At 52.7% G+C, this 16644-nt stretch carries 14 protein-coding genes and 7 tRNA genes; 19 read left to right on the forward strand and 2 right to left on the reverse strand.

Annotated elements, in window-relative coordinates:
* The first annotated feature begins 85 nt into the window (after positions 1–85).
* The 8 genes from OGV57_RS14275 to OGV57_RS14310 all read left to right on the forward strand — a co-directional run bounded on the left by OGV57_RS14275 (position 86) and on the right by OGV57_RS14310 (position 1487).
* Positions 86–162, forward strand: a tRNA-Met gene (locus OGV57_RS14275).
* A 9-nt stretch (positions 163–171) separates the two neighbouring features.
* Positions 172–256 (forward strand) — tRNA-Leu (locus OGV57_RS14280).
* A 23-nt stretch (positions 257–279) separates the two neighbouring features.
* Positions 280–354, forward strand: a tRNA-Gln gene (locus OGV57_RS14285).
* Positions 355–391: 37 nt separating this feature from the next.
* Positions 392–466 (forward strand) — tRNA-Gln (locus OGV57_RS14290).
* Between the two features lie 21 nt (positions 467–487).
* Positions 488–564, forward strand: a tRNA-Met gene (locus OGV57_RS14295).
* Between the two features lie 43 nt (positions 565–607).
* A tRNA-Gln gene (locus OGV57_RS14300) sits at positions 608–682 on the forward strand.
* Between the two features lie 36 nt (positions 683–718).
* Positions 719–793: transfer RNA gene (locus OGV57_RS14305), tRNA-Gln, on the forward strand.
* Positions 794–914: 121 nt separating this feature from the next.
* Complete coding sequence (locus OGV57_RS14310) at positions 915–1487, forward strand: hypothetical protein (protein ID WP_003835554.1); 573 nt, start codon at positions 915–917, stop codon at positions 1485–1487.
* A 5-nt stretch (positions 1488–1492) separates the two neighbouring features.
* Here OGV57_RS14310 and ubiF read toward each other — a convergent pair whose 3' ends face one another.
* Complete coding sequence (gene ubiF, locus OGV57_RS14315; RefSeq protein WP_054528188.1) at positions 1493–2668, reverse strand: 3-demethoxyubiquinol 3-hydroxylase; 1176 nt, start codon at positions 2666–2668, stop codon at positions 1493–1495.
* 145 nt (positions 2669–2813) lie between these two features.
* On the opposite strand from ubiF, the gene miaB reads away from it, so the two are divergent.
* The 10 genes from miaB (at position 2814) to rihA (ending at position 13237) form a co-directional block, all read left to right on the forward strand.
* Positions 2814–4244 carry a tRNA (N6-isopentenyl adenosine(37)-C2)-methylthiotransferase MiaB gene (gene miaB, locus OGV57_RS14320; RefSeq protein WP_048219325.1) on the forward strand — a complete coding sequence of 477 codons (1431 nt, stop codon included), beginning with the start codon at positions 2814–2816 and terminating at the stop codon, positions 4242–4244.
* Positions 4245–4450: 206 nt separating this feature from the next.
* The gene (locus OGV57_RS14325; RefSeq protein ID WP_003022776.1) at positions 4451–5497 is read left to right on the forward strand and encodes a PhoH family protein; all 1047 of its coding nucleotides are present in this window, start codon (positions 4451–4453) and stop codon (positions 5495–5497) included.
* A complete protein-coding gene (ybeY, locus tag OGV57_RS14330) occupies positions 5494–5967 on the forward strand; it encodes an rRNA maturation RNase YbeY (protein WP_003022773.1) in 474 nt (157 codons plus the stop codon). Before OGV57_RS14325 ends, ybeY begins: the two co-directional genes overlap by 4 nt.
* A 157-nt stretch (positions 5968–6124) precedes the next feature.
* A complete protein-coding gene (gene corC, locus OGV57_RS14335; RefSeq protein WP_003847383.1) occupies positions 6125–7003 on the forward strand; it encodes a CNNM family magnesium/cobalt transport protein CorC in 879 nt (292 codons plus the stop codon).
* Between the two features lie 24 nt (positions 7004–7027).
* Positions 7028–8566 carry an apolipoprotein N-acyltransferase gene (lnt, locus tag OGV57_RS14340; RefSeq protein ID WP_048241389.1) on the forward strand — a complete coding sequence of 513 codons (1539 nt, stop codon included), beginning with the start codon at positions 7028–7030 and terminating at the stop codon, positions 8564–8566.
* A gap of 411 nt (positions 8567–8977) precedes the next feature.
* Positions 8978–9886 (forward strand): glutamate/aspartate ABC transporter substrate-binding protein GltI, encoded by a 909-nt coding sequence (gltI, locus tag OGV57_RS14345; RefSeq protein ID WP_003022762.1) that lies wholly within the window; start codon positions 8978–8980, stop codon positions 9884–9886.
* 159 nt (positions 9887–10045) lie between these two features.
* Positions 10046–10786 carry a glutamate/aspartate ABC transporter permease GltJ gene (gene gltJ / locus OGV57_RS14350; RefSeq protein WP_003022759.1) on the forward strand — a complete coding sequence of 247 codons (741 nt, stop codon included), beginning with the start codon at positions 10046–10048 and terminating at the stop codon, positions 10784–10786.
* A complete protein-coding gene (gltK, locus tag OGV57_RS14355) occupies positions 10786–11460 on the forward strand; it encodes a glutamate/aspartate ABC transporter permease GltK (protein ID WP_003022757.1) in 675 nt (224 codons plus the stop codon). Before gltJ ends, gltK begins: the two co-directional genes overlap by 1 nt.
* Entirely contained in the window at positions 11460–12185 is a 726-nt protein-coding gene (gene gltL, locus OGV57_RS14360; RefSeq protein ID WP_003022754.1) for a glutamate/aspartate ABC transporter ATP-binding protein GltL, read from the forward strand. Before gltK ends, gltL begins: the two co-directional genes overlap by 1 nt.
* A 116-nt stretch (positions 12186–12301) precedes the next feature.
* Entirely contained in the window at positions 12302–13237 is a 936-nt protein-coding gene (gene rihA, locus OGV57_RS14365) for a pyrimidine-specific ribonucleoside hydrolase RihA (RefSeq protein ID WP_071684517.1), read from the forward strand.
* A 96-nt stretch (positions 13238–13333) separates the two neighbouring features.
* Here the strand turns inward: rihA and OGV57_RS14370 are convergent, their stop codons facing one another.
* Positions 13334–13816, reverse strand: coding sequence for a zinc ribbon-containing protein (locus OGV57_RS14370; RefSeq protein WP_003022748.1), 483 nt, complete (start codon positions 13814–13816; stop codon positions 13334–13336).
* Between the two features lie 235 nt (positions 13817–14051).
* On the opposite strand from OGV57_RS14370, the gene leuS reads away from it, so the two are divergent.
* On the forward strand, positions 14052–16634 hold the full coding sequence (gene leuS, locus OGV57_RS14375; RefSeq protein ID WP_114070818.1) for a leucine--tRNA ligase: 2583 nt from the start codon (positions 14052–14054) through the stop codon (positions 16632–16634).
* Positions 16635–16644: the final 10 nt, after the last annotated feature.

A 16644-nucleotide genomic window follows, 5' to 3' on the forward strand; every position in this document is an offset into this window, starting at 1 on the left:
TTCAATGAAAAAGGGGTTGACGCTTCAAGGCTCAATACGCATAATGCGCCCCGCAACGCCGATAAGGTTACGCGAAAAAAAAGATGGCTACGTAGCTCAGCTGGTTAGAGCACATCACTCATAATGATGGGGTCACAGGTTCGAATCCCGTCGTAGCCACCATCTTTTTTTGCGGGAGTGGCGAAATTGGTAGACGCACCAGATTTAGGTTCTGGCGCCGCAAGGTGTGCGAGTTCAAGTCTCGCCTCCCGCACCATTCACCCGTAAGCGTTGCACGGATGGGGTATCGCCAAGCGGTAAGGCACCGGTTTTTGATACCGGCATTCCCTGGTTCGAATCCAGGTACCCCAGCCATTTTTTCTTCGATATAGCGGTTCACCGCAACGGTCATTGGGGTATCGCCAAGCGGTAAGGCACCGGTTTTTGATACCGGCATTCCCTGGTTCGAATCCAGGTACCCCAGCCATCGAAGAACATGATAGTATCTGGCTACGTAGCTCAGCTGGTTAGAGCACATCACTCATAATGATGGGGTCACAGGTTCGAATCCCGTCGTAGCCACCATATTAAGGACGTATCGACTCGTTCGGTAAATCCAAAAAATTGTTGGGGTATCGCCAAGCGGTAAGGCTCTGGTTTCTGATACCAGCATTCCGAGGTTCGAATCCTCGTACCCCAGCCAATTTCAAAAAGTCGTCCACTTTGTGGGTGCACCCGTTGGGGTATCGCCAAGCGGTAAGGCTCTGGTTTCTGATACCAGCATTCCGAGGTTCGAATCCTCGTACCCCAGCCATATTAAAAAAGCTCGCTTCGGCGAGCTTTTTGCTTTTATAAAATCCTAAAAACACCCTCTCCTGCACAAGCGCCCAAAAGCTTAATGCTAGAATGCCTTTTTTGCACAAAAGGAGCTTGTGATGAATTATCAGATTTTCCCTCTGTTTTTCATGCGAATAACTGCCCTGTTGTTTTTTCTTCTCGCGGTTGGTCTCAGCTTTATCGGCATTTCGTCACTGATAACCTACTTCGTTCTGATTGGCATCGTATTCCCGGTTATTGTGTCAATGCATCTTCACCGACTTAATGAAGCCGGTACGGCCTTAACGCTGACGGAGAATACTCAGTGGATGGTCTATATCCACGGCTTTCCCGCTCAGGAACAGCGATCTGTACTGAAAAATCCCTGCTTCTTTTCACAAGCACGGCTTCGCCAGTTTTTTATCTATGGGTTTAGCGGCAAGCTCTGCCTGCAAATTGCCTGTATTGCCATACTGGCGCATGATTATGCCAATGGGGGAAATACGGTTGCGGCGCTGTTTGTGCTGGCTTGCCTGCTCATCTTCGCAGGTATTAGCACCAGAGCTTTGTATTGCGTTGCCACTCATCAATGGCAATGTGAAACCCTGACAACCAACACCGGAAGTGTTTGGTATCAGGGGTTCTTTCCAGGTAAGGAAGGTAGAGAAACTCTGTTTTCGCGCCTGGTTTAACGGCACTACAACCCTAACGCATACTTCAGTGCCTGACGTTTCAGTACTCCAGCGCGCTCTGCGGCCATGAGCCCGAGATTACGCATGATGCGCAGCGGCTGCAGGTTATTGCTGAATCCGGCGTAGAACAGATCCATACCGCTTTGCATGATGAAATTGTCAGTCATACGGCGATTCTGATAACGCTTGAGCACCGGCTGACTGGCCCAGGATTCACCGTAGCTGCGCGCATTCACCAGCACATCAATCAACGCATCGACATCACGAAAACCCAGATTAACGCCCTGCCCCGCCAGTGGGTGAATGGTATGCGCGGCATCACCTACCAGCGCCAGCCCCGGTTGCACATATTGCAGCGCATGACGACGCGTAAGTGGGAATGCCCCCGCCGCCACAGGCGTAACGTTACCGAGTCGTGAAGGGAAATGTTTAGCGATCTCCGCCTGCAGTTGCGGCATATTTAGCACTTGCAATTGGCGGATGCGAGCTGGTGAGTCGTACCACACCAGCGAGGCCCAGTTATCGAACAACGGTAAAAACGCGCGCGGACCGTCAGGGGTAAATTGCTGCCAGGTGCTGTCTCCCGGCGAATGCTCGCATTGCACGGTAATCAACATACAGGACTGCGCATACTGCCAGGCATGAATGCCAATCCCGGCCATTTTCCGCACCTGAGAATTTGCACCATCCGCGCCGATAACCAGCTTCGCGCTGATTTTTTCACCGTCTGCCAGTTCAAGTTCATGCCGATCGTGATGTTGATGCAAAGAGAGAAGCGACGCCGGCACGCGCAGCGTAACTTTAGGGTGATCTTCCAGCGCCTGCCAGAGCGCCTGTTGCAGGACCGTGTTCTCCACCATATAGCCCAACAGAGGCAGCTTGAGCTCGGCGGCATCAAACATCACATGGGCATTTTCCCATTCCCACGTTTCCAGACGACGGTAAGGATGGCTACGCATTCCCTGAACCGTATCCCAGACGCCCAGCCCTTTCAGCAACGACACGGAGGCGGAGCTAATGGCCGAAATTCTGACATCAGGCTGTCCGCCAGCAACAAACGGCGCAGGAGCGGCATGTTCAATCACCGTTACCGAAAATCCATGCTGCGCCAGTCCCAGCGCCAGCGCGCCGCCGACCATCCCCCCGCCGACAATGGCAATTTCCGTTGGTTGATTTGTCATGGTCAATTTTCCAGTTACATGTATTGTGTAAGTTTACAGGATTTTTTACCCCTTGAGGCTGACATCCGTCATACTGGTCACAACCGCGCCAAAGCAGTACACTATGCGCCCTGCATTTCAGCCACAATTTCGCAAGAGCAAGTCGATGACCAAAAAACTCCATATTAAAACCTGGGGCTGTCAGATGAACGAATACGATTCATCGAAGATGGCCGATCTGCTGGATGCCACTCATGGGTATCAACTGACTGACGTGGCGGAAGAAGCGGATGTGCTGCTGCTGAATACCTGCTCAATCCGTGAGAAGGCTCAGGAAAAAGTGTTCCATCAACTGGGCCGCTGGAAACTGTTAAAAGAGAAAAATCCCAAGCTCATCATTGGGGTTGGTGGCTGTGTTGCGTCTCAGGAAGGCGATCATATTCGCCAGCGCGCGCATTACGTCGATATTATTTTTGGGCCGCAAACGCTGCATCGCCTGCCGGAAATGATCAACAAAGTGCGTGGAAGCACGACCCGTAGCCCGGTGGTTGATATCAGTTTCCCGGAGATCGAAAAGTTCGACCGCCTGCCGGAACCGCGTGCTGAAGGTCCAAGCGCGTTTGTGTCCATCATGGAAGGTTGTAATAAATATTGTACTTACTGCGTGGTTCCCTACACCCGCGGTGAGGAAGTCAGCCGTCCGGCGGATGATATTCTGTTTGAAATCGCCCAACTGGCAGCCCAAGGCGTGCGTGAAGTGAACCTGCTGGGGCAAAACGTGAACGCCTGGCGTGGTGAAAACTACGACGGCACGATCGGATCCTTTGCCGATCTGCTGCGTCTGGTAGCAGCGATCGACGGCATTGATCGTATCCGCTTCACCACCAGCCATCCGATCGAATTCACCGATGATATCGTTGAAGTTTATCGCGATACGCCAGAGCTGGTGAGCTTCCTGCACCTGCCGGTACAGAGCGGCTCAGACCGCGTACTGAACCTGATGGGACGTACCCACACGGCGCTGGAATACAAAGCGATTATCCGCAAACTGCGCGCTGCGCGTCCGGATATCCAGATTAGCTCCGACTTCATCGTTGGCTTCCCAGGTGAAACCACGCAGGATTTCGAGCAGACCATGAAGCTGATCGCTGACGTCAATTTTGACATGAGCTACAGCTTTATCTTCTCTGCGCGTCCTGGCACCCCTGCCGCCGATATGGTTGATGACGTACCAGAAGAAGAGAAGAAACAGCGTCTGTACATTCTACAGGAGCGTATCAACCAGCAAGCTATGGCCTGGAGCCGTCGTATGGTTGGTACGATCCAGCGCATCCTGGTTGAAGGCACATCGCGTAAGAGCATTATGGAACTGTCAGGGCGTACCGAAAATAACCGCGTGGTGAACTTTGAAGGTACCCCGGATATGGTCGGTAAGTTTGTGGATGTTGAAATTACCGATGTCTGGACGAACTCCCTGCGCGGCAAAGTGGTGCGTACCGAAGACGAAATGGGCCTGCGCATCGCAGAATCCCCTGAATCGGTCATTGCGCGTACCCGCAAAGAAAACGATCTGGGTGTTGGTATTTATCAGCCTTAATCCTGCAGAAAGACGTAAAAAAGGCCCGATACCGCTACACTTATCGGGCCTACACTTCTGGGCTCGCTGTCCCGGCGGGCCTTGTAATCAGCCCTGGCATCCCCATATTTATTGCAATGCTTGCGCCTTTCCCCCATGGCGTGAATAATTTCCTTAGATGCCGGTAAATGTTCAGCGTCCGGCGAGACATGCATAAGAGGAACAGTTTGAACATAGACACTCGCGAAATCACCCTTGAACCCGCAGACAACGCCCGCCTGTTGAGCCTTTGCGGCCCATTTGATGACAACATCAAACAGCTGGAACGTCGCCTCGGCATCGAAATTAACCGCCGTGATAACCACTTTAAACTGACCGGCCGCCCAATTTGCGTCACCGCTGCGGCAGATATTTTACGTAGTCTGTACGTCGATACCGCCCCAATGCGCGGTCAGACGCAGGACATCGAGCCTGAACAAATTCATCTGGCGATCAAAGAAGCGCGTGTGCTTGAGCAAAGCGCAGACAGCGTGCCTGAATTTGGCAAAGCGGTGAACATCAAAACCAAGCGCGGGGTAATTAAGCCGCGTACGCCGAACCAGGCACAGTACATTGCGAATATCCTCGATCACGACATCACCTTCGGCGTTGGCCCTGCGGGTACGGGTAAAACGTATCTCGCTGTTGCCGCTGCGGTTGATGCGCTTGAGCGTCAGGAGATCCGTCGTATTCTGCTGACCCGTCCGGCAGTGGAAGCGGGCGAAAAACTGGGATTCCTGCCGGGGGATCTCAGCCAGAAAGTCGATCCCTATTTACGACCGCTGTATGACGCGCTGTTCGAAATGCTCGGTTTTGAGAAGGTTGAAAAGCTGATTGAACGTAACGTCATTGAAGTTGCACCGCTGGCCTATATGCGCGGACGTACACTCAACGATGCGTTCATCATTCTTGATGAGAGCCAGAACACCACCATCGAACAGATGAAAATGTTCCTGACCCGTATCGGCTTTAACTCCAAAGCGGTTATCACCGGCGATATCACCCAGATTGACCTGCCGCGTAGCACCAAGTCCGGTCTGCGTCATGCCATTGAAGTGCTGGCTGAGGTCGACGAGATTAGTTTTAATTTCTTCCATAGCGAAGACGTGGTTCGCCATCCGGTGGTGGCTCGTATCGTCACGGCGTATGAAGCCTGGGAAGAAGCAGAACAGAAACGTAAAGCCGAGCAGGCTGCAGAACGCAAGCGCGAAGCTCAGGAGCAGGAACAAAAATGAGTCAGGTTATTCTCGATTTACAGCTGGCATGTGAAGACGAATCCGGTTTACCCACAGAAAGTCAGTTTCAGGGGTGGCTGGATGCGGTGATCCCGCAGTTTCAGGAAGAGTCTGAAGTAACCATTCGTCTGGTCGATGACGCGGAAAGCCATGAGCTCAACCTGACCTATCGCGGGAAAGATAAATCCACCAACGTGCTCTCTTTCCCGTTTGAAGCCCCGCCGGGCATTGAGATGCCGCTGCTGGGTGATTTGATCATCTGCCGTCAGGTCGTCGAAAAAGAAGCGCAGGAACAAGGTAAGCCGCTTGAGGCCCACTGGGCGCACATGGTGGTGCACGGAAGCTTGCATTTACTCGGCTACGACCATATTGAAGACGATGAAGCGGAAGAAATGGAATCCCTCGAAACAGAGATTATGCTTGCTCTGGGCTATGAGGATCCGTACATTGCCGAGAAGATTGCAGAATAGTAGCTTGCCGGATGGCGCCGCTTGCGCCTTATCCGGCCTACATTTATGCCTTTCGTAGGCCTGATAAGCGTTGCGCATCAGGCAAAACATGCCGTCAACAGCTGAGTATACGCATGACGCGCTTTGTATTAACTAACATGAGAACCCATACGACGCCATGAGCGACGACAATTCACACAGTAGTGACACCTTAAACAGCAAAAAGGGATTTTTTTCCCTGTTACTGAGCCAACTTTTCCACGGTGAACCGAAAAACCGCGACGAACTGTTGGAGCTGATCCGTGATTCCGGGCAAAACGACCTTATCGATGAAGATACGCGCGATATGCTCGAAGGGGTAATGGATATTGCGGACCAACGCGTGCGCGACATCATGATCCCTCGCTCCCAGATGATTACCCTGAAACGCAACCAGACCCTGGACGAATGTCTCGATGTCATTATCGAGTCTGCTCACTCGCGTTTTCCGGTAATTAGTGAAGACAAGGATCACATTGAAGGGATTCTGATGGCCAAAGATTTGCTGCCGTTTATGCGCAGCGATGCCGAAGCCTTCAGCATGGAGAAAGTGTTACGCCAGGCGGTTGTCGTACCTGAAAGCAAGCGGGTTGACCGCATGCTGAAAGAGTTCCGCTCCCAGCGTTATCATATGGCTATCGTCATCGACGAGTTTGGCGGTGTCTCAGGTCTGGTGACCATTGAGGACATCCTTGAACTGATTGTCGGTGAAATTGAAGATGAGTACGACGAAGAAGACGATATTGATTTCCGTCAGCTCAGTCGCCACACCTGGACTATTCGCGCGCTGGCATCGATTGAAGACTTCAACGAAGCTTTCGGGACCCACTTTAGCGACGAAGAAGTCGATACCATTGGCGGGCTGGTCATGCAGGCCTTTGGTCATCTGCCCGCGCGTGGGGAAACTATCGACATTGATGGTTACCAGTTTAAAGTGGCAATGGCCGACAGCCGCCGTATTATTCAGGTTCATGTCAGAATTCCGGACGACTCACCCCAGCCAAAACTGGACGAATAAACCCGAAACTGGATCTAAGACTACATGGCATTTGCCCCATTAATTGAACGCCAGCGCATTCGCCTGCTGCTGGCGTTATTATTCGGTGCCTGCGGGACACTGGCTTTCTCACCGTATGACATCTGGCCCGCTGCGATTGTTTCGCTGATGGGCCTGCAGGCTCTCACCTTCAACCGCCGTCCGCTCCAGTCTGCCGCTATCGGCTACTTCTGGGGACTGGGACTGTTTGGCTCAGGCATCAACTGGGTTTACGTCAGTATCGCGCAGTTTGGCGGTATGCCCGGCCCGGTTAACATTTTCCTCGTGGTTCTGCTTGCCGCATACCTTTCCCTCTACACCGGTCTGTTTGCCGGCGTGTTGGCGCGCTTGTGGCCGAAAACCACCTGGCTGCGGGTGGCAATTGCCGCGCCGGTAGTCTGGCAAATCACGGAATTCCTGCGCGGTTGGGTACTGACCGGCTTCCCGTGGCTGCAGTTCGGTTATAGCCAGATCGACGGTCCGTTAAAGGGGCTGGCGCCGGTAATGGGCGTTGAGGCGATTAACTTCCTGCTGATGATGGTTAGCGGCCTGTTGGCGCTGGCGCTGGTGACACGTAACTGGAAGCCGCTGGTTTTCGCATTCGTGCTCTTTGCTCTGCCTTTTCCACTGCGCTATATCCAGTGGTACACGCTTGAGCCGGAAAAAACCACCCAGGTCTCGATGGTGCAGGGCGACATTCCGCAGTCGCTTAAATGGGATGAAGGTCAGTTACTCAACACCCTGAAGATTTATCTCGACGCCACCCAACCCGAGATGGGCAAATCACAGCTAATCATCTGGCCAGAATCCGCTATTCCGGATCTGGAAATTAACCAGCAGCGTTTTCTGAGCATGATGGATGACCTGCTGAAATCGAAAAACAGCACACTGATTACCGGTATCGTGGACGCGCGTCTGAACAAGCAGAATCGTTACGACACCTACAACACCATCATCACACTGGGTAAAGACAGTCCATACAGCTACGACTCCAGCAACCGCTACAACAAAAACCATCTGGTACCGTTTGGCGAGTTTGTCCCTCTGGAATCAATCCTGCGACCGTTAGCGCCGTTCTTTGACCTGCCAATGTCTTCGTTCAGCCGTGGGCCTTATGTGCAGCCGCAGTTGCATGCGCACGGCTTTAAGCTGACGGCTGCCATTTGCTACGAAATCATTCTTGGCGAACAGGTTCGGGATAACTTCCGTCCGGATACGGACTACCTGCTGACTATCTCCAACGATGCCTGGTTTGGTAAGTCCATTGGCCCGTGGCAGCACTTCCAGATGGCGCGGATGCGTTCCCTTGAGCTGGCGCGCCCCCTGCTGCGTAGCACCAACAATGGTATTACGGCGGTGATTGGTCCTCAGGGTGAGATTCAGGCGATGATCCCGCAGTTTACCCGTCAGGTTCTGACCACCAGCGTGACGCCAACCACGGGCCTGACCCCTTATGCCCGTACCGGTAACTGGCCGCTCTGGCTGCTGACCGCACTGTTTGGCTTTGGTGCGGTGGTAATGAGCCTGCGCCAACGTCGCAAATAAAACAGTGCCCCATCAAATTCAGGCCGGATAAGGCGGTACGCCGCCATCCGGCCGTTGTGCAGCATCTTGCCTGATGGCGCTACGCTTATCCGGCCCACAAACATTTCCCACATCCCATTCTGGCACGTCTATTGCTTTGTTCTACAAGGCAAACGCTGTTTTGGCTGAATGTGCAACCTGGTCGCACCAAAGTTGAGCGCCGGTAGCACCTGAAAAGTGCAACAAGATATTTTTGCCCCCAAATGGTGCGGCGCACTTCGCAAAAATAAACAATAACACAGCAAATTCTTTACATTCATCCAAACTAAATGTTAACAAACACATACAAGACTGCACGTTTTAGTAGCAAACAATAACAACATCACAATGGGTATCAATGCGTCCCTGGCGCAGACGATAAAGGAGTTGGATATGCAATTACGTAAGCTCGCCACTGCCATGCTGGTCATGGGAATGTCCGCCGGTCTGGCGCACGCAGAAGACGCAGCACCCGCGGCAGGCAGCACGCTGGATAAGATCGCCAAAAATGGCGTGATCGTGGTCGGTCACCGTGAATCATCGGTACCGTTTTCTTACTACGATAATCAGCAAAAAGTGGTCGGTTATTCACAGGATTACTCCAACGCGATCGTTGAAGCGGTGAAGAAAAAGCTGAACAAGCCCGATCTGCAGGTAAAACTGATCCCGATTACATCACAAAACCGTATCCCGCTGCTGCAAAACGGCACCTTCGACTTTGAATGTGGATCCACCACCAACAACGTCGAGCGCCAGAAACAAGCAGCCTTCTCTGACACCATTTTCGTTGTCGGTACCCGTCTGCTGGCGAAAAAAGGCGGCGACGTCAAAGATTTCGCAGACCTGAAAGGCAAAGCCGTGGTCGTGACTTCAGGTACCACCTCAGAAGTGCTGCTGCACAAGCTGAACGAAGAACAAAAAATGGATATGCGCATCATCAGCGCGAAAGACCATGGTGACTCTTTCCGTACTCTGGAAAGCGGTCGCGCCGTTGCCTTTATGATGGATGACGCCCTGCTGGCTGGCGAACGCGCGAAAGCGAAGAAACCAGACAACTGGGAGATCGTTGGCAAGCCACAATCTCAGGAAGCCTACGGCTGTATGCTGCGCAAAGATGACCCTGAGTTCAAAAAGCTGATGGACGACACTATCGCCAAGGCGCAGACCTCAGGCGAAGCAGAGAAATGGTTTGATAAGTGGTTTAAAAATCCAATTCCACCGAAGAACCTGAACATGAATTTCGAACTGTCAGACGAGATGAAAGCCCTGTTCAAAGAACCGAATGATAAAGCGCTTAACTAACTAAAATAAATGGGAGGCTTCCCCTCCCTCTCGATTGTTACCCGGCACGGACAGACTATAAGCCTGATGGTCGTTCCCCATCAGGCCTGAAAACCGCAAAACGCCGAATAACAATCTTCGAGGGTAGCGCTGCTACCCTTTTTTTTCTGGAGTAGATTTATGTCTATAGACTGGAACTGGGGTATTTTTTTACAACAGGCCCCGTTCGGCAACACCACCTATCTCGGCTGGCTCTGGAGTGGTTTCCAGGTCACGGTCGCGTTATCTATCACCGCCTGGATTATCGCTTTCCTCATAGGCTCTTTATTCGGCATCTTACGTACCGTCCCAAATCGTTTCCTTTCCGGGATCGGCACGCTATACGTTGAGCTGTTTCGTAACGTCCCGCTCATCGTTCAGTTCTTTACCTGGTATCTGGTCATTCCTGAACTGCTGCCGGAAAACATTGGCATGTGGTTCAAGTCGGAACTGGATCCCAACATTCAGTTCTTCCTCTCATCCATGCTTTGTCTGGGGCTGTTTACCGCCGCGCGTGTCTGTGAGCAGGTTCGCGCCGCGATTCAGTCCCTGCCTCGCGGGCAAAAAAACGCCGCGCTGGCGATGGGGCTGACTTTGCCGCAGGCCTACCGCTATGTGCTGCTGCCAAACGCATACCGCGTGATTGTTCCGCCAATGACCTCAGAGATGATGAACCTGGTGAAGAACTCCGCGATCGCCTCTACCATCGGCCTGGTCGATATGGCGGCGCAGGCGGGAAAACTACTGGATTACTCCGCCCACGCATGGGAATCGTTCACCGCCATCACGCTGGCCTACGTCCTGATTAACGCCGTCATCATGCTGGTGATGAATCTCGTCGAACGCAAAATCCGCCTGCCTGGCAATTTGGGAGGCAAATAATGTACGAATTTGACTGGAGTTCTATCGTCCCTTCCCTGCCGTATCTGCTGGACGGGCTGATCATCACCCTGAAAATCACCGTTACGGCGGTCGTCATTGGTATTGTCTGGGGAACCATCCTTGCAGTAATGCGTCTGTCCAGCTTCGCGCCGATTGCCTGGTTTGCGAAAGGCTACGTCAACGTATTTCGTTCTATTCCGCTGGTCATGGTGCTGCTGTGGTTCTACCTGATTGTACCCGGCTTTTTGCAAAACGTACTGGGTCTGTCGCCTAAAACCGATATTCGCCTGATCTCAGCGATGGTCGCGTTTTCGATGTTTGAAGCTGCGTACTATTCCGAGATTATCCGTGCCGGTATCCAGAGTATTTCTCGTGGGCAATCCAGCGCCGCGCTGGCGCTGGGGATGACACACTGGCAGTCGATGAAGCTGATCATTCTGCCACAGGCCTTCCGCGCGATGGTACCACTGCTGCTGACCCAGGGCATCGTACTGTTCCAGGATACCTCGCTGGTCTATGTATTGAGTCTGGCAGACTTCTTCCGTACCGCCTCCACCATTGGCGAGCGTGACGGCACACAGGTTGAAATGATCCTGTTTGCTGGCGCCGTTTATTTTGTATTCAGTCTGAGCGCATCGTTGTTGGTCAGCTATTTGAAGAAAAGGACAGTTTAATGATTACCCTGAAAAATGTTTCTAAATGGTATGGTCACTTTCAGGTGCTGACCGACTGCTCCACGGAAGTGAAAAAAGGTGAAGTGGTGGTGGTCTGCGGCCCGTCAGGTTCAGGTAAATCAACGCTTATCAAAACGGTGAACGGGCTGGAGCCAGTGCAACAGGGCGTCATCACCGTTGATGGTACCGTGGTGAATGATAAAAAAACCGATCTGGCCAAACTGCGCTCTCGTGTTGGTATGGTGTTCCAGCACTTTGAACTGTTCCCGCATCTGTCGATCATTGAGAACCTTACTTTGGCGCAGGTAAAAGTGCTTAAGCGCGATAAAAAGCCGGCCCGCGACAAAGCGCAAAAGTTACTGGAACGCGTTGGTCTGTCAGCACATGCCGAGAAGTTCCCGGCCCAACTCTCCGGGGGCCAGCAACAGCGTGTCGCTATCGCCCGGGCACTATGTATGGATCCTATCGCCATGCTGTTTGACGAACCGACATCGGCGCTTGATCCTGAAATGATCAACGAAGTACTGGACGTTATGGTTGAACTGGCCAATGAAGGGATGACCATGATGGTGGTAACCCACGAAATGGGCTTTGCGCGTAAAGTGGCGAACCGGGTGATCTTCATGGATGAAGGGAAAATTGTTGAAGACTCACCGAAAGAAGAGTTCTTCGCTAATCCGAAATCGGACCGCGCCAAAGACTTCCTCGCGAAAATCCTGCACTAATCTTGCTGGCGCGCATCTCCATGTGCGCGCCACCTCACGCTTTATTCCTCCGCCTCTCGAAACACATACAGCCCAGCGTTAACCTTGTCACAAAGTCCCACTTACAAGGAGCAACAATGGCACTTCCGATCCTGTTTGATTGCGATCCAGGTCATGACGACGCTATCGCAATTGTACTCGCCCTCGCCTCACCTGAACTGGATGTGAAAGCGATAACCTCGTCAGCCGGGAATCAGACTCCCGACAAAACGCTGCGTAACGTATTGCGCATGCTAACGTTGCTCAAGCGTACAGATATTCCCGTCGCCGGTGGCGCTGTGAAACCACTGATGCGCGATCTGATTATCGCCGATAACGTCCATGGCGAGAGTGGGCTGGATGGTCCGGCGCTGCCGGAACCCACTTTTGCTCCACAAGACTGTACCGCTGTGGAACTGATGGCGAAAACCCTGCGTGAAAGCCCGGAACAGATGACGATTGTCTCCACCGGGCCGCAAACTAACGTGGCATTGCTACTGAATAGCCATCCTGAGCTGCACGCCAAAATCGACCGTATCGTGATTATGGGTGGTGCAATGGGCCTCGGAAACTGGACACCCGCCGCCGAGTTCAACATCTTTGTGGATCCCGAAGCCGCGGAGATCGTATTCCAGTCGGGTATTCCGGTGGTGATGGCCGGGCTGGACGTCACGCATAAAGCACAAATACATCGTGAAGATACCGAGCGGTTCCGCGCTATCGGCAATCCTGTTTCGACGATCGTTGCTGAACTACTCGATTTCTTCTTTGAATATCACAAAGATGAAAAATGGGGATTCATCGGTGCACCGCTGCATGACCCATGCACCATTGCCTGGCTGCTGAAACCTGAACTGTTTACCACCGTTGAACGCTGGGTTGGCGTGGAAACTCAGGGTAAATATACCCAGGGAATGACCGTGGTGGACTACTACTTCCTGAGCGGCAATGAGCCAAACGCCACCGTGATGGTGGATGTTGATCGCCAGGGATTTGTCGATTTGCTGGCAGAACGGCTGAAGTTTTACGCCTAACACACGCCGGATGCCGCTAACGCATAGCCGGCCTACAAAATCGTGCAATTTGTAGGCCGGATAAGACGCTTTGCGTCGCCATCCGGCAATAAGCAATTACGGTTCAAACGGTCGGCGCTGAAACTGATCGTGTCCGCATTTCGGACACAACGGCAGCACATCCGGGGTGTAAACCGCTAAATGGAAGTGGCACTTCTCGCAGACCAGATTACCTAATCCGACCACCTCGCCGCTGTGATAAACACCGTGATGACTGAGGTCCTGGAACACTTCGCGCCATTCGAGCTGCGTTTTATCGGTAATATCGGCCAGTTCCTGCCAGATACTCTCCTTGATAACCCGCATAAAGACGCTGTCTGTCTCCTCATCGAGACTTTCTTCATAGCTCAGAGCAAACTCTTCCAGGTCACGTCTGACGGCCCGAGTGAGCTCTTCCACCTCGGTTCGCGTTAACTCCCCGGTCTGCATAACTCGTTGACGCGCCTGCTCCACCAACGCATCGATATCGCGTTCGCCATTACGCAGACGTTCGCTCAGTGAAGCTACCAGTTCACGGTAATATTGAGCAACCTTGTTCATCGCTTCGCCTCCTGGGTCGTTAACTGTCTATAATAATAGACGTTATTTACGCTACGCTTTGCAAGACTGTCCACAGAGTGTGTAAATTCGTGCAAGAATTATCCTTGCGGGAATTCAACGCTGAATGCGCGAAAGGCTGTTTTGGCGCGGGCGTTTGGGCTATGCTATGCGGATCTGAAACACCACATCTAGAGCTACGTTTGTAGCTGTATTGAAAACAGGACCACTGGCTGCCATGCAAGAGCAATACCGCCCGGAAGAGATAGAATCCAAAGTACAGCTTCACTGGGATGAGAAGCGCACATTTGAAGTTACCGAAGACGAGAGCAAAGAGAAGTATTACTGCCTGTCTATGCTTCCCTATCCTTCTGGTCGACTACACATGGGCCACGTACGTAACTACACCATCGGTGACGTGATCGCCCGCTACCAGCGCATGCTGGGCAAAAACGTACTGCAGCCAATTGGCTGGGATGCGTTCGGTCTGCCAGCAGAAGGGGCTGCGGTTAAAAACAACACCGCGCCGGCACCGTGGACGTACGACAACATCGCATACATGAAAAACCAGCTCAAAATGCTGGGTTTCGGTTACGACTGGAGCCGTGAGCTGGCGACCTGCACCCCGGAATATTACCGTTGGGAACAGAAATTCTTCACCGAGCTGTACAAAAAAGGCCTGGTGTACAAGAAAACGTCTGCGGTCAACTGGTGCCCGAATGACCAGACCGTACTGGCGAACGAACAGGTTATCGACGGATGCTGCTGGCGTTGTGATACCAAAGTCGAGCGTAAAGAGATCCCGCAGTGGTTCATCAAAATCACCGCTTACGCTGACGAACTGCTGCGTGACCTGGATAACCTGGATCACTGGCCTGACACCGTGAAAACGATGCAGCGCAACTGGATTGGCCGTTCTGAAGGCGTAGAAATCACCTTCGATGTGAACGATTACGACAACACGCTGACCGTTTACACAACCCGTCCGGACACCTTTATGGGTGCGACCTATCTGGCCGTTGCCGCAGGTCACCCGCTGGCGCAGAAAGCCGCTGCAAATAACCCGGAACTGGCCGCCTTCATTGACGAATGCCGCAACACAAAGGTTGCTGAAGCCGAAATGGCAACCATGGAGAAGAAAGGCGTCGACACGGGCTTTAAAGCCGTTCACCCGCTGACTGGCGAAGAGATCCCGGTTTGGGCAGCAAACTTCGTCCTGATGGAATACGGTACGGGCGCAGTCATGGCCGTTCCGGGCCACGATCAACGCGATTACGAGTTTGCGACTAAATATGGCCTGACCATCAAGCCTGTAATTCTGACCGCTGAAGGCGCAGAGCCGGATCTGTCCGAACAAGCTCTGACCGAAAAAGGGGTGCTGTTTAACTCCGGTGAGTTTGACGGCCTCGACTTCGAAGCAGCCTTCAATGCCATTGCTGACAAGCTGGTGGCTCTTGGCGTGGGTGAACGTAAAGTGAACTACCGTCTACGTGACTGGGGTGTTTCCCGTCAGCGTTACTGGGGCGCGCCGATTCCGATGGTGACATTGGAAGACGGTACCGTACTGCCGACGCCAGAAGACCAGTTGCCGGTTATTCTGCCGGAAGACGTGGTTATGGATGGTATTACCAGCCCAATCAAAGCCGATCCGGAGTGGGCAAAAACCACCGTTAACGGCATGCCTGCACTGCGTGAAACCGACACTTTCGATACTTTTATGGAATCCTCCTGGTACTACGCGCGCTACACCTGCCCGCAGTACAACGAAGGGATGCTGGATCCAGAAGCTGCCAACTACTGGCTGCCGGTTGATATCTACATTGGTGGTATTGAACACGCCATCATGCACCTGCTCTACTTCCGCTTCTTCCACAAGCTGATGCGCGATGCGGGTATGGTCAACTCTGACGAACCGGCTAAACAGCTGCTGTGCCAGGGTATGGTGCTGGCCGATGCGTTCTATTACGTTGGTGCAAACGGTGAGCGTAACTGGGTTTCTCCGGTTGATGCCATCGTTGAGCGCGACGAGAAAGGTCGTATCGTCAAAGCTCAGGACGCAGAAGGCCATCAACTGGTGTATACCGGCATGAGCAAAATGTCCAAGTCGAAAAATAACGGTATCGACCCGCAGGTTATGGTTGAACGTTACGGCGCCGACACCGTACGTCTGTTCATGATGTTCGCTTCTCCGGCTGATATGACGCTGGAATGGCAAGAATCCGGCGTTGAAGGGGCGAACCGCTTCCTGAAACGTGTCTGGAAGCTGGTTTACGAACATACCTCCAAAGGTGATGTAGCTGAACTGAACGTTGATGTGTTGAGCGAAGACCAAAAAGCGTTGCGTCGCGACGTGCATAAAACCATTGCTAAAGTGACCGATGATATTGGTCGTCGTCAGACCTTTAACACCGCAATTGCGGCGATTATGGAGCTGATGAACAAGCTGGCGAAAGCACCGCAGGAAGACGAGCAGGACCGCGCCCTGATGCAGGAAGCGCTGCTGGCCGTTGTACGCATGCTCAACCCGTTCACCCCACACGTTTGCTTCACGATGTGGCAGGCGCTGAAAGGCGAAGGCGATATCGACAATGCGCCGTGGCCGGTAGCTGACGAAGCCGCAATGGTTGAAGACTCGACGTTGGTTGTTGTTCAGGTGAACGGTAAAGTCCGTGGCAAAATTACCGTTCCGGTAAATGCCACTGAAGAGCAGGTTCGTGAACGTGCTGGCCAGGAGCATCTGGTGGCAAAATATCTTGATGGCGTTACCGTACGTAAAGTGATTTATGTACCGGGTAAACTCCTCAATCTGGTCGTTGGCTAAGCGCGGGAGG

This window comes from Citrobacter sp. Cf087 (assembly GCF_030334285.1).
GTDB lineage: Bacteria > Pseudomonadota > Gammaproteobacteria > Enterobacterales > Enterobacteriaceae > Citrobacter > Citrobacter freundii.